The organism is Pseudomonas aestuarii (assembly GCF_027988105.1).
GTDB lineage: Bacteria > Pseudomonadota > Gammaproteobacteria > Pseudomonadales > Pseudomonadaceae > Aquipseudomonas > Aquipseudomonas aestuarii.
The window spans coordinates 1-22,184 of record NZ_JAQJZJ010000008.1; the positions used below are offsets into that span (position 1 = coordinate 1).

A 22,184-nucleotide genomic window follows, 5' to 3' on the forward strand; every position below is an offset into this window, starting at 1 on the left:
TTGTTTGCTGAACATCTCGAATCTCCCTGCGACGATATTGGGTCGCCTGTTGTTATTGATCAGGACGTACCTCCAACCCACTCCCTCTTGGAGGCCATTACTCGGCACATTGCTTTGCGCATCGGCAGGAGGCTGGATAGGTGACGCCTGTTGCAGCAGATTGTGCGAAATGCACCTGGGGGCCGTTTGCTCATTTCCGACGTGAAAGTGTTCAAACTGGTAGGGCGCCGCAGCTGTCGACGTAAAGAGGAGATCAGCGGAACGAACTTGGTCGTTGCTGCGCAACAGGCCATCCGCTTTGCGCCTGTGCCACCACAGCGGACGATGCCCCCCGGGGCGATCAAAGCGCTCTGCAATGGGTGTAATATTGCAGCTGGCGCAGATGTTCCGCTGACGCCCACCAACAAGAAATTGCACAATTGCCCCTGCAGCCGGCCCATGCCTGCAAGTAATCGAGAGCGGCTGAAAGTGGATGAGGAAAAACAAATGACACAAGCATCGCCCCCCTTGGCAACCGCCGAGCACCTGTCTGCCGCGATGCCGGCCACGCGAGTGAAAACCTTTGGTTTCCTGCTGAGCCCAAACTTCACGACGATTGGCTTCGCCTGCGCGATCGAGACATTGCGCATGGCCAACCTGGCTGCCAAACGCACCCTCTTTCGAACCCTATTGATCGCCGCCGACCGTGAGCCAGTGCGCGCCAGCAACGGCATGTGTGTGGTACCGGATCACTCCATCGACGACGCCCCCGAGCTGGACGCCCTGTTCGTGGTCGGTGCCAACCCGATTCCGGCGAAGAACGACCGCAACCTGCTCAACTGGCTACGCAAGCTGTCTGAGCACCATGTGCCACTGGGCGGCATCTGCACCGGTAGCCACCTGCTGGCCAGCGCGAATCTGCTCAAGGGCTACCGCTGTACCATCCACTGGGAAGACATCGAGCAGCTCAAGGACAAGTTCCCCGGGATCATCATCTCCAATCAGCTGTTCGAGCTGGACCGCGACCGCTACACCTGCTCCGGCGGCACCGCCTCCATGGACATGACCCTGCAACTGATCGCGCGCGAACCGGACGGTGTGGAGATCGCCACCCATGCCGCCGAGCTGCTGCTTTGCGACCGCATGCGCGGCTCTCGCGAACAACAGCGCGTGCCTTTGCGGCAGAAGCTCGGCAACGCTCAGCCGAAGCTGAGCCAGATAGTCGCGATCATGGAGGCCAACCTGGAGGAGCCGCTGGAGCTGGAGGAACTCGCCCAACTCAACGAGATGTCGGTACGCCAGCTGGAGCGACTGTTTCACAAATATCTAGAGCGCAAGCCAGGTCAGTACTACCTGGAATTGCGCCTGAACCGCGCTCGCGATTTGCTTCTGCGTAGCAATGCGCAAGTGCGCGACATCGCCCTGTCCTGTGGTTTTGCCTCGCCGGCCCACTTCTCCAAGTGTTACAGCCGACTTTTTGGCCACTCGCCACGCGGTGAACGCAAGCAGAGCGCCCTGAGCTGAGGGCTCGCCCACCCCCACATACATCAAGGTCACACGCTGAAACGCTCCAGCAACTGATCCTGCTGTGCTACCTGCTCGACCATCACGTTGCATTGCCGAACTTGCTGCTCGGCGCCGTCCGCCACCAGATGGCTGATGTCGCGGATGTTAGTGGTGTTGCGGTTGATTTCTTCGCTGGTAGCGCTCTGCTGCTCGGCGGCAGTAGCAATCTGCAAGTTCATGTCGTTGATGCGGCTGATCGCCTCGCGGATACGCTCCAGCATGTGGTTGGTGGCGCCAGCATCGTCGGGGTTCTGGCTAGCGCTTTCGCGGCTTTTCTACATGCTCGCGTCCATGTGCCTCACCCCGCTCTGAAGTTGGTCGATCATCTAGCGGATTTGTCGGGTGGATTGCTGGGTACGCGAAGCCAGAGAACGCACCTCAACGGCCACCGAAGCAAAACCACGCCTGGCTCATCAGCACGGATCGCCTCAATGGCCGCGTTGAGGGGCAAGCATGTTGGTCTGCTCGACAATGCTTATTATTACCGCAAGAATCGATTCGATGTTGTGGCTGAGCTTGACCAACTGGTTGATCGCCTGGCAAGTGTCATCCATGTCATCGGCCAGTTACTTGGTCGCCTGAGTGGCACCCCCGACATCCCCGGCACTGGACGCAACCTCCTGCATGGCGGTAGCCAGCAGTTCCAGTTCCTGCAACTGTTCCTGCAAGTAAGTGGAGGACTACTCGGCCTCGCTGGAAGTCCGCGAGGTGCGTTCATCGCCGGCAGCCGACGCGAGAGATCACCCTAGCCGCTGTTGACTTCGCGCAACGAGGTGCTCAAGTAATGCAGGGCTTGAGCAGCAGCCACACTCTACAACAGACGCCCGTCGCTGCCACTGCAGTGAATCTGGCCGATGAACTCGGGGGATGGTCTTGCTGCACATGAGCAGGGCACGCTTCTGCAAGTGATTGGCGAAGAACAGCAGCGCAATCATGATCGCCGGAGCGAATAAGAAGTTGCCCAGCAACACGATGGCGCCGAACTCGTAAGTCACCGCCGGTGAACCCATGAAACCCCAGCTGCTGAAGCGGGTGGCAACTATGGCGCTGGCGCCGAGACTGCACCCAGCGAGCAAAATACTACTTTCATTGCTGTCTTTGACTTTGCGCGAGGAGAGAAAGTCGATCCCTATCATGACCCCGAAGATGACTATCAGAAGGCTTCAGGAGAACCATTCATTAAAGTTAATGGCAATTACTTCATCTGTCGGGATTTCCTTTGGCGGAACGGCACAAATAGGCGCCGGCGGCGATCAGGAGCATGGCGAGGTTGAGTGAAATGAACAGCGTAAGTAGCCAAGGGGTCATGGAGTAAACCTCTTTAGTTATTCTTGTATGAGTTTTTTGCCTAGCGCCTGAAACTGCGCCGACCGCCAAAGCTGGCGGCCGGCGATGCCTCAAATGGCAGCCGAGGTTTCTGCCCGTACAGCGCCCAGTTCCACCGGAGCTTCTGCGTGCAGCGCCTTGATCAGACTCAGGCACATCAGCAGCATGATGAAAGAGAATGGCAATGCACTCGCAATAGCCGCCGTCTGCAGGGTGGCCAAGGATGCTGCGCCACCGACAACCAGCAGCACACCAGCGACTACACCCTGCATCCCCCCCCAAAACACCCGATGACGCTTGGCTGGGTGGATAGCACCATGGGACATGATGGTGGTCAGAACCAAGGTCGCGGAGTCGGCCGAGGTGATGAAGTAGGTGGCCACCAGCAGGGTGCCCAACCACAGCGCCACGGTGCCAAGGCCGCCGAGGTTCATGGAATCAACCGTCACGAAGAAGGCGCTGGCGACATCCTTGGTCACCGCCGCTGAGATGCCTGCCTCGCCGAACAGCTCATGGCTTACGGCGGTACCACCGAAGGCGACGATCCAGATGAAGGTCAACACTGTGGGCACCAGGATCACACCCAGGATGAACTCACGAATGGTGCGGCCACGGGATACTCGGGCGATAAACACGCCGACAAAGGGCGCCCACGACAGCCACCAGCCCCAATAGAACACCGTCCACCAGCCTTGCCAGCTCGACTTCCAACCCTCCCAGGCGGACGGATCCTGCTTGCTGGCGTCGGTCCAGAAGCTCATCTCGATAACATTCGCGAGATAATCGCCCGTGGCATCGACCAGCGACATGATCAAGTAGCGGGTCGGCCCCCAGACGAAGAAGAACACGATCAGGACGATGGTCAGGATGATGTTCAGCTCGCTGAGCATCTTCACTCCGCGATTGACCCCGGACACCGCAGAGAGCACGGCGACCACAGTAATCACTGTGATCAACCCCAGCTGCACCAACACCGAGCTTTCCAAGCCAACCAAGCGATCGAGCCCCGCATTGATCTGCTGCGCACCCAATCCCAGCGAAGTGGCCACACCAAAGATGGTCGCCAGGATCGCCAAAATGTCCACCGCATGCCCCCATGGGCCGTCCATGGCGCGGCCGAACAGCGGGCGCAAGGTCGAACGGATGGTCAGCGGCAGGTTCTTGCGAAAGGCGGCATACGCCAGCGCCAGGGCGACGATGCAGTAGATCGACCAGGCATGCAGTCCCCAATGGAAAAAGCTGATGCGCATCGCGGTTTCCGCCGCTTCAGCGCTCATGGTCGAGGTGCTGAAGGGGTTGCCCTGCATATGGAACATCGGTTCGGCGATACTCCAGAAGATCAGGCCGATACCCTGACCGGCGGAAAACACCATGGCGAACCAAGCAAAGTAACCAAACTCTGGTCGCTCATCCTCGCGACCCAGGCGAATGCGGCCGAAGCGGCTACAGGCCAGCCAGCCGTTGAAGAACAGAAACAGCGCGGCAATCAGCACGTAATACCAGCTGAACGCATAGGTGATACCACTGCGCACTCGGTCGAAAAACGCCGCGGCTTGCTCCTGAAACATCAGCAGACCCAGCATCACACCGGCGATCACCACCAGCGCGCCCAGGGTTACTACCGGATTCAGGCCCTTCAGCCAGGTACTCTGGGAAATAGCCACACGCGATTCATGTGCTCCTCCCGCATAAGTTGACGCGGCAGGCACCGCGCTTTGTCCCGTACTCATATTGTTAGCCTCTCGATCATTCTTATATTTGTCAGAATCATTGGGCAAAACACTGCATAACGCTGGCAAGTGCTTAGGAGGGTGGGTTGAACACTTCCTCCACGGCGCTAGCAATACCCGCTACGCAGACACGCAGAATCAATTCGCCCTTCTCACGGCTGGCGCCGACAGCGGAAGACAAGGTGCCGGGAGCCGGCGTGCGTTCGGGAATAATGGGGAAGACGTCATAGGGCGGGAAGCTTGCTGGGGGGTGATCGACGACCCGTTCCATGTCGACTCGCTCAGGGTAGAGCGCCAACATAAGCGAGGTTTCAAATACCCCCCCATGCTCGATATCCCAGCCGAGAAAACCGTCCGGGTAGAGCTGTGCGATCACGTCTGGGTCTTTGATGAAGTCCCAGTAGGACAGCACCACTACCCGGAAGTCGTTGATGCCGGCATAGCGCAGTTCGCGCAATGCCAGATCGATACCCTCGACGATGAACATCGAGTTCTCGTAGTGCCCGTTCATCAGCACCAGGCGGCGCACGCCGTGACGTGCCAACTCGCGAATGATGTCCAGAACGCTGTGGGTCAGTGTGGCCCCGTCCAGGCTGGTGGTACCGGGGAAGTGGTTGCCCCCACCGGATTTTTGCTGCGACTTGTAACCGTAATGCAAGGCTGGCAACACTAGCGCATCTATGCGCTGAGCCACCCGCTGGCTAACAGCCGTGGGCAGCAGCACATCCACGTCCATGCACATGTGATGGCCGTGCTGTTCAAGCGCGCCGACCGGCAGGAACAACACCCGCTCACCACCGGCAATCGAGGCTTCGTACTCCTTCCATGTGAGCTCGCCTACAAAGACACTTTTATTCATTGCTTCTATCCTCTAACGAATCCGCCATTGTGCAGGATCGTTGCTGCGCCAACTGCCCTGCAAAGAGATCAGGTCTCTGACCAAGGTGCGGAGGAAACTGAAGGAGTGCGATAGCCTCATCCGGCAGTAGGGTATGCCAAGTAGATATCATTGACGAACAGCACCGCCGGCAGGCCCAAGTGCATACGCCCCAAGGACTAGAAGCGAATATCCAGCGAAACAAATTGCCATGTGTATTCATGCTGTTGCCTCCTGGCTGATGGCCTAGGTGCGAGACAATGGCAGCAGCGCAGCGGTGGTTTCCCCCTCTGCGCTGCTTTCTGGCATTACTTGCGGATGATGTTGTGCTCTGGGCCGTACGGGAACTTGGTGATGTTCTCCGAACCCTGCTCGTTGACGATCAGAATGTCGTGCTCGCGGTAACCGCCCGCGCCCGGCAGACCTTCAGGCAACATGATCATCGGCTCGATGGAAACCACCATGCCTGGCTCAAGAACTGTGTCGATGTCTTCACGCAGTTCCAGCCCGGCCTCGCGACCGTAGTAGTGGCTCAGGGTGCCGAACGAGTGGCCGTAGCCGAAGGTGCGATACTGCAACAGGTCGTGTTTGAGGAAGATCTCGTTCAGCTCGCGCGCGATATCGCTGCAGCGCATGCCCGGCTTGATCAGCTTGAGACCGGCTTCGTGCACTTCGACGTTAACTTCCCACAGGCGTAGATGCTCGTCTGAGCAATGGTCGAGGAACAGGGTGCGTTCCAAAGCGGTGTAGTAGCCGGCGATCATTGGGAAGCAGTTCAGACTGAGTATGTCACCCTTGTTCACCTTGCGGCTGGTCACCGGGTTGTGCGCGCCGTCGGTGTTGATCCCGGACTGGAACCAGGTCCAGGTGTCCATCAGCTCGCCTTCTGGGAAGGTGCGCGCAATTTCACGGACCATTGCCTGAGTGGCGTGCAAGGCGACTTCATATTCCGGTACCTGGTCACGCAACGCCTCAATTACCGCAGCGCCGCCGATGTCGGCAATACGTGCGCCGTGACGAATGATCGTGTGCTCTTCAGCAGACTTGACCAGGCGCATTTTCATGCAAGGAGCAGCGACGTCGACCAGCTCGGCGGATGGATAGCGCGCAGCCAGCTTGTCGCGGTTCTGCAAGTTCAGGTGATCGAACTCGATGCCGATACGACCGGCCTTAGGCAATGCCTGCAGGATGGCGACGAAGAAATTATCGCGCTGCCAGTCAGAGTAGACGATGTTGTCGGTGCCCACGGTACGGCGCCAAGGCTGACCACCGTCGATGTTCGCAGAGATGGTCACGACCGCGTCTTGGGTCACCACCGCGGCATATGGACGACCGAACGAGCAGTACACGAAATCAGTGTAATAATTGACATTATGGTAAGAAGTAAAGATCGCCGCATCGATGTTTTCTGCCGCCATGTGGGCGCGCAGCTTGGCCTGGCGAGTGGCATATTCCTGCGCGGAGAAGGTAGATTTTACTTTCTGACCGTTTTGAATCCGGAGCGTCTGGGGCATTTGCATGGCGAGAACCCTTGTTGTTTTTCAGTGACTCGGCACATCCACTTGGCAGTGCCGTTGGAAAGCATTGCAACAGATGCCATCGAGCAGTTTTTGCACGTTTCCGACCTGTAATTGGTCATTTCCGCTCCCCCAGTCTGCCGGACAGATCCCCTCGGCAATCCGGCTAGTAGTGCCGACGGCACGCCTATATGCAAGACCCACGAGGGCCGCCAGCGAGGCGCCTCAACATCGTGCAGAACCCGCCCCAGGAAAGGCATAGCAACGATCCCGCGAGCCATGAAAAGGCAACACACGGTTCAACGCCACTGCGCGGATGATGGCGCATGCAGTGGATTTGTCTCACTCGCAATGTTTCAACCCCAGACGGGGTAACGACTAGATCGATAAAAAGATGGCCTACAAGCCTACTAGGCCAAACAAACAGTGCGACGGGAAGCCGGGGCCGACGCTAAATTGAGATGAGCACGTTACTAGCCCCTAGGCCTTAAATAGGGAACCGCGCGGCAGCCTAGCGGCCAGCCGCCCCCCCTTTCGGTTTAGCCTGTGGTCGTACTGAGATCGCGAGGAAAGGTTCCTGGAGTCAGTCTTAGCTCCCTGGCAGGGACGTTGGCCTGCGTGGACGGCAATGCTCATTCACCCCGCAGGATCAGAGCACTCTCGCCCTCCCACTCGGCATAGAGCTGGTGCCCACTGCGTATGCCGAGCTGGTCGTAATCGGCATGCATTTTCTGCACCTGCAGCTCGAGCCCATCCTTGGCTTCGAGGTGGATGTTGACCATGGAACCGATGAACTCCTCGCCGACCACGGTACAAGCCACCCGGTTGGGCCGACTGGCTTGTACGCTGAGGTCGACATGTTCGGCGCTCAGGCAAACGGTGACCTGATCGCCCGGAACGACCGTCTTGCCGTCCGGCAGCCGCGCCTGAAACTCGCCGTGCTCCGAGCTGAAACTAACCAGGCCCGCATCGTCGAAACCCGTGACGCTCCCGGTGAGGATGTTCTTGCCGCCAACGAATTCGGCGACGAAGCGGTTATGCGGCTCGCGGAAAACTTCCTGCGGCGAGCCGATCTGCTCGACCCGGCCCCGACTCATGATCACCACGCGATCGGCCATGGCGAAGGCTTCTGACTGGCTATGGGTGACGTAGACGAAGGTGATGCCAAGATCCTTCTGCAGCCCGGTCAGCACGCTCTGCATGCGTACACTCAGGTTGGCATCGAGCGCACTTAGCGGCTCGTCGAGCAGCAGGATCGGCGGCTCGGTCACCAGTGATCGGGCCAGCGCCACGCGCTGCTTCTGGCCGCCGGAGAGCTGGCTGATATCGCGCACGGCGAACTCCTCCAGACCGAGTCGCTCGAGCCAGAGCAACGCCTTCTTGCGCCGCTCGGCCTTCGCCATACCGCGCATTTTCAGACCGAACTCGACGTTCTCGATCACGTTGAGAAACGGGAACAGCGCCAGATTCTGCCAGACCAGCGGGGTCTCCCGCTCCCAGGAATAGAGGTCATTGATCCGCACGCCGTTAAGCCGTATTTCGCCTTTGCTCGGCTTCTCCAGGCCGGCGAGCATGCGTAGTGTCGTCGTCTTGCCGCAGCCGCTCGATCCCATGATCGCAATAAACTCACCCTTGTAGATCTCGAGGTTCATGCATTCGACGGCTTGGAAACTGCCGAAGTGCTTGACCACGTTGTCAAATACCACCAGCGCTTGAGTCATGGCTGAAATCCTTCGGATTCGGGTGTTGGTCGGGAGGGCGTCAGGCGCCCGTCGGCTTCTGCCGGCGCATCAGCAGCAGCTGGGCGACGATCACCAAGGTCATGGTGGTGATGAAGACGATAGTGCCGATCGCGTTGATGGTCGGGCTCACCTGCCCTTGCAGCGTATTGAGGATGCGCACCGGCACCGTCTCGTTGAGCCCCGAGACGAACCAGGCGACGGCGAACTCGTCGAAGGAAACGGCCATGGTCACCAACAGCGCAGCGAAGACACTCGGAGCCGCGAACGGCAGGATCACATAGCGCATGGCCTTCCATTGGCTGGCGCCGAGGTTCCACGCCGCCGCCTCGATGTTCGGATCCATCTGTGCCAAGCGCATTCGGATAACCGCCATTGCGAACGGAGTGCACATCACGATATGGCTGATCATCACCGAATGCAGATCGCCGGAAAGCCCAACCCGCGACAGGAACGCCAGCATCGCCAGACCCATGATCACCACCGGGATGGTCGGCGGCAGCAGCGCCAGCGCCATGTAGACGGACTTGCCGAAGAAGTGATAGCGGAAGTCGGTATAGGCCGCCGTAAAACCCAGTAAGGTCGACACCAACGACACTACCACCCCCACCGTCAGGCTGTTCCTGAATGCCTCCCACACCGCGGGGTCGGCACCGATGGCCTCGTACCAGCGCAGGCTGAAACCACCCAACGGCAAGGACGGGAAACGGTCGACGTTGAACGAAAACACAAAGCTGCCGGCAATCGGGGTAAAGATGAAGATGAACACCAGCACTACGTAACTGCGCAGCAACAGATTGATCAGACGATTCTCGTTCATGCGCGTCTCCGGTAGGCGAAGCCGATCGAAGCGAAGGCCGTGATCAGCAGCGTCACAATCATCATCGTTGCGATCACCGCCGCGCGCGGCCATTGCTGTCCCGACTTGGTGGTGTCGGTAATCAGCGTGCTCAAGGTCGGCGGCTGGCCACCGCCCAGGTAGAGCGGGCTGACGAAATCACCGAAGGTCAGGATGAAGCAGAACAGTGCCGCCACGACGATACCGATCCGCGCCGAGGGTACTACCACCTGGAACACCGTGCGCACGCGGCCACAACCGAGATTGTGGGCCGCCTCGATCAACGAGCGGTCGATGTACATCAGACTGAACAGCTGCAGCAGCACCACCAGTGGCAGGCACAGCGTGAAGTAGCCGACATAGGTGCCGAACGTGGAGTTGAGCATCGGCAAGGGCCCCAGCCCGAGCTGGCCCAGGGCGGCATTGAGAATACCGTTGTCGCTCAAAAATACCTGCCATGAGTAGGTGCGCACCAGGTAGCTGGTGAAGAACGGGGTGATCAGCAGCAACACGATCAGCTGCTTGACCGACTCGCGGAACTTGAAGGCGATCGTGTAGGCGCACGGGAAGGCCACCAGGCTCACCAGCACCGTTGCTCCCGCAGCCATTGCCAGCGTGTGTAGATAGGCGTCCCAGAAGAACCCGCGGCTGAGCATGTAGCTCCAGTTCAACCACTCGAACGTCGGCACCATCCGATAATTGCGCACGACCCAGAAGCTGATCGCGACCAGGAACGCCAGGGGGAAGACGAAGAAAATCATCTGCCAGATGAGGATCGGCATCGAGAAGCTGAGGCCGTACCAAGGCAGGCGGAAGGATTTTCTGTCGACACGGGCCGGCACAAGCGGCTGCGCGCCGCTCATGCTGGCGTCGATCCGCGGCGGGTCATCACTCTTGCGTGAAGCCATTACGACCACCCCGCTGTTTATGCTCAGGCACTCTTGTATTCCGACCAGAAGTCGTTCCACTCCTCCAAGCTCTGCTGAACAGGGAGTTCGCGGTACTTGATGCGGCCATCGCGGATATCATCCATGACGTTGCGTTGGCCGATCACCATGTTCTGGCGCTGGGCTTCGGCGGAATCGACCTTATTCAGCAGCTCCCAGCCCTTCTTGCTCGGAATCAATGCTGGGTAAGCGGCCATTTTCGCCGTCTTGACCTGGCCTTCAGGCGCGGTGATGTACTGGATGAACTTCTTCGCCAGCTCGGGGCTGTGCGCGTTCTTGGCGATGCAATAGGACTCAGTCCACTGCAACCCACCCTCCTCCGGCACTACGGTCTTAACCGGCGCGCCGGAACGCTGCAGCACCCCGGTGATCCAGTCGCCGATGCCGCACATTGCATGGATCTGGCCGTTCTTCAGCGATGAGAAGGTTCCGCCGTAGTCGAAGAAACCACCGATCTGCGGACGCAGAGTCATTATTTTCTCCTGGACGGCTTTCCAATGCGCATCATCGATATCGTACGGACGCGAATTGCCATTGAGCAGGCTGATCTGCCCAAGGTTCGGCAGATGCCAGTCGAAATGCCCGATCTTGCCCTTGAGGCTCTCGTCCCAGAACACGTCATAGCTATGCACCTTGGCCTCGGGAACCAGCTGGGTGTTGTAGGCGATGCCAAGAAAGCCAAAACGGATCAGTACTGAGTACAGCTCGCCGTCCAGCCAGTGCCCGGGAAATTTCTGAAATTCGGGGAAGAAGTCGTCGAAAGGGTAGTCGGCGGGGTCAAGCCGCTCGATGTAGCCGCCAGCGTTGAGTTGCTGCACGTATTCGGCGTCAGATAGGATCAAGTCAAAGGTGCCGGGGGGGGACTGCGAAATCAGTCCCAGCATGTTGTCGCCGCCCGTATAGTACTTGGCCTTTACCTTGACCCCGAACTGGCGTTCGAAGTCGCCGACAATATCCTGCTCGGCGTGCCCGGCCCAAGCCAGGATGACCAGCTCTTTTTCCATTGCGGCAAAGCTTCTCAAGGGCAAGACGCCAGCCAGGACCGCGCTACCCGCCAGGATTCCGGTGGTTTTCAGAAATGTCCGTCGTGAAAGGTCGATGCGATTGTTCATTATTGTCTCTCCTCGATAATGGAAAGGTGCTTCTGTCCTTCTAGCTCTGCCACTTGCTTTCTCCATCACGCCGCAACTTAAAGCTTAGATGCTGGTGCGACGCGTGAATGAAATCGAATAACCCCTATTTACCGACCAAAGTTCGGATGCCGTGGTGCATGGGATGCTGTGTCCCCATGTTCTGAGTCAACATCTGTTCGACGGAACGCAACACGCGCTCATCCCCACATACGGATAGTGTTTTCCTCTGGGCAGACTGGGGGCACCGTACGCGCGGCGGTAGTCGCAGAAGCAATACAGAAATCGCTGCAATTGATGCCATTGAGGGGAGCGGTAAAGGTCGCCGCATCAATATTTTCTACCGCCGCGTGGGCAGACAGCCTGATCAGGCGAGCTGCGTATTTCTGGGCCGAGAAAGTCAAATCGATTATCTGGCCGCTCTGAATCCGAAGCATCTTGGACATGTACATGACGAGAACTCTCATCGTTTCATCGTGATTCGACACACTGATTTGGCAGGTGGCTGAAATCATTCGAACAGATGATGGCACTCAACTTTTGTACAGTTCCGACCCGAAGATGGTCAGATACGACTCAAAAAACTCACTCAAAACGTCTGAACGTCCTTTCTGTCAGCCCTCAAACAGCGACACGATAGGGGGGTGTCGCAAGCCGTTGAGAGTCTCGATTTCACTCAACAGCACCACCATCCATAACTTACAGACGCTTGGTCATCATCTGGTGGAATCCTCCCCCAACGGGCACCGAATTAGGCGCAAAAGGTCATGTCTGCCTTAGTGGTTGAAAGTGCTGTTCAATTCCCAGTACGAAAGCGATAGCCATGTTGAGCGATAGGTTCTTGGCGTGCCGCTTTCACCACCACAGTGAGCAAGACAGCACCATGGCGGGTGTACCCCAAAAAAAAGGCCGCACATGCGGCTGGCATGTGCGGACCTAAAAAATGTTTCCGTGAGGAATGCAGGATCAGTGCAAGGCCAGACGACAGCGCGGGGGCTTGCTCCGGCGCTCGTGGCTCGGCGCAACGCCGAAGTGCTCGTGGTAGCACTTGGAAAAATGCGAGGCGGTAACAAAACCACAGCCGAAAGCGACATCGACTATGGGCAAAGCCGTTTGCTTAAGCATCTGCCGAGCCAGAATTAGGCGCAGCTTTAAGTAGTAGCGTGACGGCGAGCAGCGCAGGTACTGGCAAAACAGCCGTTCAAGCTGTCGTCTCGACAACTCAATAAAACTAGCCAGCTGATCCAGTTCGATGGGCTCCTGAAGATTAGCCTCCATCAGCGTTATCACTTCCTGTAACTTCGGCGGGGTACTGTCCAGCATGTGCCGGAATGATGCATACCCTGACGTCGGCCCGCAACGAACTTGCTCAAGAACCAACGTCTCACTGATCGCACCCACTAAAGCCGGGCCGTGGCTGCGGCCAATTAGTTGCAACATCATATCCATCCCTGCTCCGCTACTCCCTGCGGTATAGCGGTCGCGATCGAGGACAAACTGCTGCGAACTAAGCAATACCTTGGGAAAAGCCTCGCATATGTCGACCTTTAGCTCCCAGTTCGTAGAGCACTCATAGCCGTTCAGAAGCCCCGCATTAGCCAATACCCAGCTGCCTGATCCCAAAGCTCCCAGATGCACGCCGCGCGCAGCCTGACTCTGTAACAGGCGAATCTGTTCTGGACTACAAGCGCGCGGGCACGCATCACCGCCACAAACAATCAAGGCATCCAATTTCAGCTCGTCATTGGCGACGCCATCCGGGGATACCAACATACCGTTACTCGCACGCACTGGACGGCCGTCCTCGGTCAGGGTTTTCCAGCGATAGAGGCTACGCCCAGAAAACTGATTGGCCCGCCGCAAAGGCTCCAACACACTAGCCAGAGCAATCAAACTGAAATTGTCGGCAAGCAAGAAGCCAATCGCTTCCAAAGTAACCTCTGCGGGCTGTTTCAACGCTTCGAAACTGGACATGCTCACCTCTACTAGCCGGCAATGATCAGGCAGCGGGATATCTACTGATACGATATGGACGAAACTAGACGGCTCGACTCAACATTCGATCGCACTGACGGCCAGGCCACCGCGCGAGGTTTCCTTGTACTTGTGGTGCATATCGGCGCCGGTGTCACGCATGGTACGGATCACCCGGTCGAGCGAGATGAAGTGCTGGCCGTCGCCGCGCAAGGCCATCTGCGCGGCATTGATCGCCTTCACTGCGGCGATCGCATTGCGCTCGATGCAGGGCACCTGGACCAGCCCGCCAACCGGATCGCAGGTCAGTCCGAGGTTGTGCTCCAGACCGATCTCGGCGGCGTTTTCCAGCTGCTCGGGCGTGGCACCGAGAATCTCCGCCAGGCCGGCCGCAGCCATGGCGCAGGCCGAGCCGACCTCGCCCTGGCAACCGACTTCGGCGCCGGAGATCGAGGCGTTCTTCTTGCACAGGATGCCGACCGCCGCCGCGGCCAACAGGTAATCGACCACATCGGCTTCGCTTACCGCCGGGCTGAAGCGCACGTAATAATGCAGCACCGCCGGGATGATCCCGGCCGCGCCGTTGGTCGGTGCGGTGACCATGCGTCCGCCGGCGGCGTTCTCCTCGTTGACCGCCAGGGCGAACAGGTTGACCCATTCCATGCCGCTGAGGGTCGAGCCGATCACGTTGGGCTTGCTCATTTCCTGCAGGCTGCGGTGCAGCTTGGCGGCGCGGCGCTTGACGTTGAGCCCGCCAGGCAGAATGCCCTCGTGCTTGAGGCCCTGCTCGACGCAATCACGCATGGCTTGCCACAGACGCATCAGGCCGCTGCGGATCTCCGCCTCACTGCGCCAGGCCTTCTCGTTGGCCATCATCAGTTCGGACACGCGCAGGCCATGCTCCTTGCACAAGCGCATCAATTCGTCGCCACTGGAGAAGTCGTAAGGCAACTGGGTGTGATCCTGGTCCAGCTGACCGCTGGCCGCCTGCTCGGCATCGACCACAAAACCGCCACCGACCGAATAATAGGTGCCGCTACTCAACTCGCTGCCGTCGGCCGCGTAGGCCGTCAGGGTCATGGCATTCGGGTGATAGGGAAGGTTTTCCTCGAGCAGCAACATGTCGCGCTGCCAGTCGAAGGCGACTGGCAGACGTCCATCCAGCTGCAAGGTGCCAGTGCGGTGCAGGGCTTCAATGCGCGGCGCGATGTGCGCCGGGTCGATCTGATCCGGCCAGTCGCCCATCAGGCCCATGATCACCGCGGTGTCGCTGCCATGACCGATGCCGGTGGCCGACAACGAGCCATACAGGCGCACTTCCACGCGCTGCACCCGCTCAAGCTGGTGACGCTCGCGCAACACGCCGGTGAACAGCGCCGCGGCGCGCATGGGGCCGACGGTATGTGAACTGGATGGGCCGATACCAATCTTGAACAAATCGAACACACTGATAGCCACTACGGCCTCCTCATCTGACTAAGCGCAGGAGTTGGGCGCTTGCTGAGGGGAATTGTCTGCCGACGACACAGGCTAAAATTGTCTAACTTCGACCCAAAAGTGTTCAAAGTCACTGTTCATTAAAAATAGCGACTGTAGTGGTCAACTGTAACCGCTCCATAAACCCCGTCTTTTTATGATGAGGTTTGGCCGCTGTTCACCCCGGAAATCTGGAAAGTTTTGCACGCTGATTAGCATGGGTGCGAACCTGCGCCTGGATCTGGGTTTTCTCGTCAACTGGCAGCAACAGTGCATTGTCAGGTGGGCTCAGGCACAGCCCAACCACATCGACTACTTTGCCAGCAAAGCGCGGGTCGTTGCTAATCTTGAAGGTTTTCAGTCGGTGGGGTTTGAGATCGGTAGCGGCCCATAGATGGGAGACTTGCCAGACGGTAACGCCCACGTATTTGGCCCTCAGTCGCAAGTTCCAGTGGGTCGCCTCATACGATACACGCTGGGTCGTCAGGGTCAGCATTTCCTTAATCTTCGCCTCGTCGAGCTTTCGTGGATGTCGCTGCGAGGGAGATCGTCAGTCCATCGAGGCCAGCTTCCTGATAGCGCTTGCACCATTTGAATACGACTGGCGCCGAAATCTCCAGCCTATGCGTTTTCACAAAACCGGGATCTTGATCCGACATTGATAGGGCGAACTCATACAATTTCAGGTCGATTTCAGGCAAACGTGGGTATTCCCACATAGTTTATTTTTGCAAGTCATCCCGGGTGACACCAAAAATAAAACAGAGGCTTGTATGACTATTCGCTTCAAACTGATAGCCGCCTTTATTGTCGTGACATTGATTCCCGTGCTGATCATTACGCTATTTGTCACCAGACAGGCCATGGATCGGGAGCGCACGCTATTCAATCAGAGCAGCGTTAAGCAGATTCAAGAAGTGGATAATGCATTCTCTTTTTTCCTTGAAAGCGCCGCAGAAAACGTCACACTATTGACTCAGACTCGGCTGTTGAAGTCCGCCGACAGCAACCTTCCCAGCTATATGGAAGCATCGCAGGCAACGAAAATGTCTCCTCCTACCAGTGGGGTTGGCGTTGCGATCTATGAGTTGTTCGAGCAGATTGGCAAATCGCACCCCAGTTACGCCTATGTGTATGCGGCGACTAGCCAGGGGCATTATCTGCAATGGCCAGTGTCTGAGATTCGCGCCAACTACGATCCGCGCGAACGCCCTTGGTTCAAGGCAGCGCTTACTGACAATGGCAAGCCTGTTCGTACTCAGGCTTACGAATTTGCAGAGGATAACGTTGTCATCATTTCCACCGCGCAGACCTTTATCGATGCCGATGGCGGAACAGGTGTTATCTCTCTGGATGTCTCGCTGAACAAGTTGACAGAAGTGGCCAAGAATATTCGTTTTGGCAACAATGGTTATCTGTTACTGCTGGAAAGTGACGGCACAGTGTTGGCCGATCCTATGCACCCCACATACAACTTCAAAGCATTGGCAAGCCTGGGTGATGGGTACAAGTTTCTCGCCAGCCAGCCAGCAGGCTTTTATAGCGTGCAACTGGATGGCAAAGACTACAACGCCAGCGTGTATAAATCGCCCACTCTGGGCTGGACCTATATCGGCCTGATAGAAAGTAGCGAAATCAGCGCCGGTGCCTGGCATCTGGTGTGGGTAATCACGCTTCTCGGTGGTGTTCTGGTGGTGACTTTCGGGTTGTGCGGCGTAGCACTGTCCAAAGTGCTGATTGCGCCGATCAACAATACCTCGGCGGGCTTGCGCGATATTGCCAGCGGCGACGCCGACCTGACGCGACGTTTGGATATCAAGGGCAATGATGAAACGGCGCAAATGGCCAAGGGCTTCAATAGCTTTGTCGCCAGTATCCAGAACTTGATCAAGGAGATTCGCGCTTCCAGCCTGCAAGTCGAGCGGGAGGCTATGGATATAGGTACACAGGCCGGCCAGCTCGACTCTACAGCACAACGCCAATTGATGGCCGTTGACATGGTGTCTACTGCGTTCCATGAAATGGTTGCCACGGCCAATGAAGTAGCCATCAACTGTAATCGCGCCGCTGTAGCCGCTCAGCTTGGACAGGATCAGGCGCATAAAGGGCAGCAAGTCATCGGCCTCATGGTCAGCCAGGTCAGCAGCCTGGGAGAGCGTATTCGTCAGGCAGCTGAGTCGATCAGCCAACTGGAGCAGAATACCCAAGGCATCACCACCATTCTCGACAACATTCGCGGTATTGCCGAACAGACCAACTTGCTGGCACTCAATGCCGCTATCGAGGCAGCGCGTGCAGGTGATCAAGGACGTGGTTTTGCCGTGGTGGCCGATGAAGTTCGCGCTTTGGCCAAGCGGACCTCCGATTCGACCGAACAGATCAACGGCTTGCTCAACAAACTGGTCACCAGCAGCCAGAGCGTCGCACTGGAGATGCAGCACAGCCTGGCGCAATCAAGCGAGTCGGTGGCTTTTACCACCCAGGTGGAAGAGGCATTTGCTGGCGTGCACGAGGCGGTCACGACAATCAAGGACATGAACACCCAGATTGCCACTGCGGCCGAGGAACAACATGCGGTGGCCGAAGACATCAACCGCCATATCACTGATATTCACAGCGATGCCAGTCGTATAAGCGAAGTGTCCAGCATATCCAAAACCACCACGAGCTCGCTGACGCAAATATCCAGCGAGTTGAACACATTGGTGGGGCGCTTCCGTACGGACTGAGTGGTAATCCCCCTGAAATCAGTGATCGCCAGAAGTAGACTCCCCTCACTTCGCCCTGCAGAAAATAGCGGCGCTACAAAGGAATACCGAGCACCAAGGATTGAATTTGGTAATCCCCCCTGAAATCAGTACTCGTCAGAAGTAGAATTTTCTCCTAATCGGATCAAGGAAATTTTGCGTGAAGACATCGCGTTTTTCGGACAGCCAGATCATCGCTGTCCTCAAGCAGGCCGAAGCCGGCAGCCCGGTACCCGAGCTTTGCCGCGAGCATGGCATCAGTTCGGCAACCTTCTACAAGTGGCGCGCCAAGTTCGGCGGCATGGACGCTTCATTGATGGCCCGGCTGCGCGAGTTGGAGGATGAGAACCGTCGCCTCAAGAAGATGTACGCCGAGGAGCGCCTGAAGGCCGAGATCATCCAGGAAGCGATGGCAAAAAAGTGGTGAAGCCATCTCGGCGGCGAGAGATGGCGCAGCATGCGGTGCGCTCGGGCCGGTTCAGCATCAAGCAGGCGTGTCTGGCCTTCGAGGTCAGCGTCACCTGCTATCGCTACCAACCGCGGTTGTCCTCGGAGAATTCCGAGATCGCCGACCACCTGATCCGGCTTACGCACAATCAGCGCAACTGGGGTTTCGGCCTGTGCTTCCTGTACCTGCGCAACGTGAAAGGCCACCGCTGGAATCACAAGCGGGTGTACCGGATCTATCGGGAACTGGAGCTGAACCTGCGGATCAAGCCGCGCAAACGCATCGTGCGGGAGAAGCCCGAACCGCTGACGGTGCCAGAAGCGATCAATCACTGCTGGTCGATGGGTTTCATGTACGACCAACTGGCCGATGGTCGCAGCTTCCGCCTGTTCATCCTGATCGACGACTTCAACCGCGAAGCCCTGGCCATGGATATCGACTTGTCACTGCCGGCGGAACGTGTCGTGCGCGCACAGGATCAGGTCATCGAATGGCGCGGCAAGCCACGGGCCATCCGCAGCGGCAACGGGCCGGAGTACATCAGCAGCAAGCTCGTCCTCTGGGCAGAAAAGCACGGCATCCGCCTGGAGCATATCCAACCTGGCAATCCGCAGCAGAACGCCTACGTCGAACGCTACAACCGCACCGTGCGCTACGACTGGCTGGGGCACTATTTATTCGAGTCCATCGCCGAGGTGCAGGAGCATGCAACTCGCTGAGTGTGGACATACAATCACGAACGACCAAAAATGGCGCTGGGAGGCATCACCCCCAAACAGAAGTTGGCCATCGCGGCCTGACCTCTACTTCTGGCAAGTACTAAAAATGGGGGGATTACCCGTGACTATCGACCCTGGGTTCAACTCCTTGAGTAGGATTTGAACCCAGGCAAGTGACCCACTCCACCCCAACACAATTACCCCGAAATCAGCGCTCTATTTTGTTACACCCTTGACGCTCAAAAAAATCTGCCTATGTTTGAGCATTGAGAAAGCCAGACAGCACAAGGCCTACGCTAAGTGTCGGCTTGAACCTCTAGGCGGAAGCCCTTCGATTCGACGAGTTAGGTCGGATCCCCCCGGCTCCACCATCCATACATCTAAAGACGTCCACGGACGTCTTTTTTTGTGCCTGAAATTCAGTAAATACCGGGCTTGCAGCGCCAACACCTTAGCGCCGCTCCGCACTACACATCCGGGGCGATTCAAACTTCAGCTCAACGCCCCCCTGACCTTCGGCCACCGAGGGCGGCACCGGTGGCTGGCTCTGGCGCGCAATCCTGCTCGCCGGCAAGTAACACCTGGCCATTGATATCGGTTACGCCGTGCAAGCCCACGTCATAGGTGTCACAGCCCAGCCCCAATGTATGACCGCTGTAGTCCCCGATCATGATGCTGACCATGAAATGTCTAGGTGCCCCCAGGACTGTTGGCATCTCGTCAATTACGGCAAAGCCATGAGGATGCGCACTGGGCGCCCCATGCGTCATGCATGAGTCAGGGACCGACACCGTCTCAGTCAACCTCAGAGACGTTGTTTTGGTCGCCCAGGATTTGCGCAGGTCAACCTCCGCCCCAGCACGCCTTCCACCTCGGCCGTGAACCTTGAACTACCAAGTGTGGAGTTCCCGCTGGTGGCTGAACGGACTTGATCGACCAGGCCTGGGTCAAGCTGGTACCGAAAGCTCACGATAGGACTACGCCGATGACCCGTCCGTCTCGCTCAGCGCCTGATAGAAGGAGTGTCGTGTGATCAACGCAGATTGCTCAGACTGGGCCTTCGCTCGAGCACTCGACCAACGATATTCTGCCGGATGCTCCATCCCTCCAGCGCGCACCGGGTTCATCTCAACGTATCGATTCCTGCATCGAGCAGGAGGCGGAAGCGACCTTGCCACGGCGTGCCACTAAGACGATAAGTACGATTGACGTAGTGCACATAACCCTGACCAAGCCTCTTCATCTGCCTCCCGGCACTTTCCCGCTTGGCGGGATGATCAGCAGATGAACATGGCTAGTCATCAGGCACCGGGCATGGATCGCGCAGTCAGGCGTTCTTGCCTCATCCGCAAGGTGCTCCAGATAGAACGGGTAATCCTCCTCAGCAAAGAAACAGGCCGAATGCTTGTTCCCCCGCTGAATCAGGTGCAACGGGACTCCCGTCAACAGCACACGCCCTCGACGCGGCATCTGGTAACTCCTGTTCCATGAAATGACGCCAAAAGAGTAAACGAGATCAGGGGCTGCCCCCCTAATACTGCCCCCCCTGGCCAGGAGTCCTGTAGCGATCAGCCTCCCTCAGCTGCCATTGACATAGATCAATAGTTGCATCTGGAGCAGCGTTTTTAAGCGCTTAACCGTCGCAGCCAGAACACCCTGCAATACACGCGCTCGTAACATGGATTTAGCGCTTAACCCTAAGCACAGCGCGCTGTCATGCGGCTTAACCACTCCTTCCTTAGACCGTACGGAGACTGCGGAGAATCCGTTGGCGTGCCCGACGGAGAGAGGAGGTTACACCTTGATGATGCGACTCGTTTGAGGTTGAAGGCGCTGCCGGACAACTGCACAAACTTGGACAGGCAATACCGGCAGTGGCAGGCGTTGCCTATTCCAGGCAATGCGAAACGAATGGCTCAGCCAGGCTGAGCCTGGAGCATCTGACGGCGCTCGAAATTAGAAGTTTGGAAGCTGGTGGCACAGTTTGGAGGTGTGATCCTGTCAGACAGGCAATGGCTGCTTGGATTTTCACATGCAACCGGCTTGTCAGCGTAACTCGAGGCACCCAATTTGATAGTAAGGATTGAATAGATGTTAAAGATGAAAAACATCCACGTCACATTGAAGACCCTGCTCGCTAGCGCGGTAGCAACCGCCTGCCTTATGAGCACCAGCGCCTATGCACTGACACTGAAACTGGCCACCGACTCCGGTACCCAGGGCTCACCGGCGGGTGATGCGCTGAAAAAGTGGGGGGAGTTGATCGAGCAGAAGTCGAACGGCGAGATCAAAACCAAGGTCTTTTATCAGAACGAACTTGGCGGTCAGCAGGAAGTATTTGACCTGCATGTGGCCGGTGACGTTGACCTGATGTTGAACTGGCCGATGACGTCCTACGACAAGCGTATCGGCGTTATCTACACGCCCTACATGACCATGTCCTGGGATGAAGCACTGAATGCCTACAGCCCCGGCGGCTGGGTTAACAACATGCTGGGCGGTATCTATAGCGACATCGGCCTGAAGTTCTTCGGCCCCTGGCCAGAAGGCTTCAACGGTGTTGGCTCGCGCGGCAAGTATGCCCTGAACATTGCCGATGCCGATGGCCTGAAAGTGCGCACCATGACCGTATTCCCTGCGCCACAAACCATGCAGGCGCTGGGTTACCAGACCGCCGCAATCGACTGGGGCGAAGTCTACACCGCTCTGCAGACCGGCGTGGTCGATGGTGAAGCGGGCAACGTGATCTATTGGGATTACGAATACTTCCGTGACTCTCTGGATTACTACGTGCAGACCAAGCACTTCTTCATGACCGGCATTCTCTCCGGCAATCAGGAGACCTGGGAGGGCATGAGCGAAGAGGAACAGAAGATCGTCAGCGACGCGGCTATCGAAATCATGAACGACCAGTTCAAAGCCGCCAAACAGCAGGATGATCACTACATCGCCAAGGCCCAGGAAGCCGGCATGAAGTACTTCGAGCCAAACGAGGCGCAGATCCGCGAATTCGCCAAGGCAGCGCGCGAGAAGGTCTGGCCGCAAATGGACAAGGAAGTCGGCCCCGAAATCATGGACACCATCCGCAAGAACGCCTCCCCGCTGTAATCAGCGTATTCAGGCTTTACTCCCCAACCGGCCCGCTTTGCGGGCCGGTTTGTTCATAGGCTG

Annotated in this window: 15 protein-coding genes and 4 pseudogenes; 6 read left to right on the forward strand and 13 right to left on the reverse strand. The window is 57.6% G+C overall.

All coding sequences use genetic code 11. From position 1 onward, the window contains the following. Positions 1-417 (reverse strand): hypothetical protein (locus tag PH586_RS16420; protein ID WP_271348848.1); only part of this gene is annotated, 417 nt, incomplete at its 3' end. A gap of 120 nt (positions 418-537) precedes the next feature. Between PH586_RS16420 and PH586_RS16425 the strand changes: the two genes are divergently transcribed. Beyond that, positions 538-1,503 carry a GlxA family transcriptional regulator gene (locus tag PH586_RS16425; RefSeq protein WP_271349077.1) on the forward strand — a complete coding sequence of 322 codons (966 nt, stop codon included), beginning with the start codon at positions 538-540 and terminating at the stop codon, positions 1,501-1,503. Between the two features lie 29 nt (positions 1,504-1,532). Here the strand turns inward: PH586_RS16425 and PH586_RS23720 are convergent. Next, positions 1,533-2,261, reverse strand: a pseudogene (locus PH586_RS23720) (methyl-accepting chemotaxis protein); the annotation flags it as partial. A gap of 292 nt (positions 2,262-2,553) precedes the next feature. Between PH586_RS23720 and PH586_RS16440 the strand changes: the two are divergent. Further along, on the forward strand, positions 2,554-2,823 hold the full coding sequence (locus PH586_RS16440) for a hypothetical protein (RefSeq protein WP_271348851.1): 270 nt from the start codon (positions 2,554-2,556) through the stop codon (positions 2,821-2,823). Positions 2,824-2,942: 119 nt separating this feature from the next. Here PH586_RS16440 and PH586_RS16445 read toward each other — a convergent pair whose 3' ends face one another. The 11 genes and pseudogenes from PH586_RS16445 to PH586_RS16495 form a co-directional block, all read right to left on the reverse strand. Next, positions 2,943-4,535 (reverse strand): BCCT family transporter, encoded by a 1,593-nt coding sequence (locus PH586_RS16445; RefSeq protein ID WP_271348852.1) that lies wholly within the window; start codon positions 4,533-4,535, stop codon positions 2,943-2,945. A gap of 139 nt (positions 4,536-4,674) precedes the next feature. Then, positions 4,675-5,460 carry a creatininase gene (locus PH586_RS16450; protein WP_271348853.1) on the reverse strand — a complete coding sequence of 262 codons (786 nt, stop codon included), beginning with the start codon at positions 5,458-5,460 and terminating at the stop codon, positions 4,675-4,677. A 326-nt stretch (positions 5,461-5,786) separates the two neighbouring features. Beyond that, positions 5,787-6,998 carry a M24 family metallopeptidase gene (locus tag PH586_RS16455; protein ID WP_271348854.1) on the reverse strand — a complete coding sequence of 404 codons (1,212 nt, stop codon included), beginning with the start codon at positions 6,996-6,998 and terminating at the stop codon, positions 5,787-5,789. 629 nt (positions 6,999-7,627) lie between these two features. After that, complete coding sequence (locus tag PH586_RS16460) at positions 7,628-8,716, reverse strand: ABC transporter ATP-binding protein (RefSeq protein ID WP_271348855.1); 1,089 nt, start codon at positions 8,714-8,716, stop codon at positions 7,628-7,630. A 40-nt stretch (positions 8,717-8,756) separates the two neighbouring features. Then, positions 8,757-9,554: an ABC transporter permease gene (locus PH586_RS16465; protein WP_271348856.1), complete on the reverse strand. Its 798-nt coding sequence runs from the start codon at positions 9,552-9,554 to the stop codon at positions 8,757-8,759. Continuing rightward, positions 9,551-10,435 carry an ABC transporter permease gene (locus PH586_RS16470; RefSeq protein ID WP_333908333.1) on the reverse strand — a complete coding sequence of 295 codons (885 nt, stop codon included), beginning with the start codon at positions 10,433-10,435 and terminating at the stop codon, positions 9,551-9,553. Before PH586_RS16470 ends, PH586_RS16465 begins: the two co-directional genes overlap by 4 nt. A 68-nt stretch (positions 10,436-10,503) precedes the next feature. After that, a complete protein-coding gene (locus PH586_RS16475) occupies positions 10,504-11,631 on the reverse strand; it encodes an extracellular solute-binding protein (protein WP_271348858.1) in 1,128 nt (375 codons plus the stop codon). A gap of 218 nt (positions 11,632-11,849) precedes the next feature. Further along, on the reverse strand, positions 11,850-12,101 hold the full coding sequence (locus PH586_RS16480) for a hypothetical protein (RefSeq protein WP_271348859.1): 252 nt from the start codon (positions 12,099-12,101) through the stop codon (positions 11,850-11,852). 514 nt (positions 12,102-12,615) lie between these two features. Then, complete coding sequence (locus tag PH586_RS16485; protein WP_271348860.1) at positions 12,616-13,623, reverse strand: GlxA family transcriptional regulator; 1,008 nt, start codon at positions 13,621-13,623, stop codon at positions 12,616-12,618. Between the two features lie 78 nt (positions 13,624-13,701). Further along, positions 13,702-15,081: an L-serine ammonia-lyase gene (locus PH586_RS16490; protein WP_271348861.1), complete on the reverse strand. Its 1,380-nt coding sequence runs from the start codon at positions 15,079-15,081 to the stop codon at positions 13,702-13,704. Positions 15,082-15,319: 238 nt separating this feature from the next. Next, positions 15,320-15,722, reverse strand: a pseudogene (locus PH586_RS16495) (helix-turn-helix domain-containing protein); the annotation flags it as partial. A 240-nt stretch (positions 15,723-15,962) separates the two neighbouring features. Here PH586_RS16495 and PH586_RS23725 point away from each other — a divergent pair. From PH586_RS23725 to dctP, 4 genes and pseudogenes are all read left to right on the forward strand, one after another. Then, a pseudogene (locus PH586_RS23725) lies at positions 15,963-16,967 on the forward strand (cache domain-containing protein); the annotation flags it as partial. A gap of 129 nt (positions 16,968-17,096) precedes the next feature. Further along, complete coding sequence (locus tag PH586_RS23730; protein ID WP_408636980.1) at positions 17,097-17,828, forward strand: methyl-accepting chemotaxis protein; 732 nt, start codon at positions 17,097-17,099, stop codon at positions 17,826-17,828. A gap of 178 nt (positions 17,829-18,006) precedes the next feature. Next, a pseudogene (locus PH586_RS16505) lies at positions 18,007-19,094 on the forward strand (IS3 family transposase). A gap of 2,010 nt (positions 19,095-21,104) precedes the next feature. Then, positions 21,105-22,121: a TRAP transporter substrate-binding protein DctP gene (gene dctP, locus PH586_RS16510; RefSeq protein WP_271348863.1), complete on the forward strand. Its 1,017-nt coding sequence runs from the start codon at positions 21,105-21,107 to the stop codon at positions 22,119-22,121. Positions 22,122-22,184: the final 63 nt, after the last annotated feature.

Coding starts and splice junctions, on each gene's coding strand:
- PH586_RS16480 (WP_271348859.1), bottom strand. CDS start 12,101: ATGTACATGTCCAAGATGCTTCGGATTCAGAGCGGCCAGATAATCGAT.
- PH586_RS16485 (WP_271348860.1), bottom strand. CDS start 13,623: ATGTCCAGTTTCGAAGCGTTGAAACAGCCCGCAGAGGTTACTTTGGAA.
- dctP (WP_271348863.1), top strand. CDS start 21,105: ATGTTAAAGATGAAAAACATCCACGTCACATTGAAGACCCTGCTCGCT.
- PH586_RS16440 (WP_271348851.1), top strand. CDS start 2,554: ATGAAACCCCAGCTGCTGAAGCGGGTGGCAACTATGGCGCTGGCGCCG.
- PH586_RS16450 (WP_271348853.1), bottom strand. CDS start 5,460: ATGAATAAAAGTGTCTTTGTAGGCGAGCTCACATGGAAGGAGTACGAA.
- PH586_RS23730 (WP_408636980.1), top strand. CDS start 17,097: ATGGTGTCTACTGCGTTCCATGAAATGGTTGCCACGGCCAATGAAGTA.
- PH586_RS16475 (WP_271348858.1), bottom strand. CDS start 11,631: ATGAACAATCGCATCGACCTTTCACGACGGACATTTCTGAAAACCACC.
- PH586_RS16470 (WP_333908333.1), bottom strand. CDS start 10,435: ATGAGCGGCGCGCAGCCGCTTGTGCCGGCCCGTGTCGACAGAAAATCC.
- PH586_RS16465 (WP_271348856.1), bottom strand. CDS start 9,554: ATGAACGAGAATCGTCTGATCAATCTGTTGCTGCGCAGTTACGTAGTG.
- PH586_RS16455 (WP_271348854.1), bottom strand. CDS start 6,998: ATGCAAATGCCCCAGACGCTCCGGATTCAAAACGGTCAGAAAGTAAAA.
- PH586_RS16460 (WP_271348855.1), bottom strand. CDS start 8,716: ATGACTCAAGCGCTGGTGGTATTTGACAACGTGGTCAAGCACTTCGGC.
- PH586_RS16425 (WP_271349077.1), top strand. CDS start 538: ATGCCGGCCACGCGAGTGAAAACCTTTGGTTTCCTGCTGAGCCCAAAC.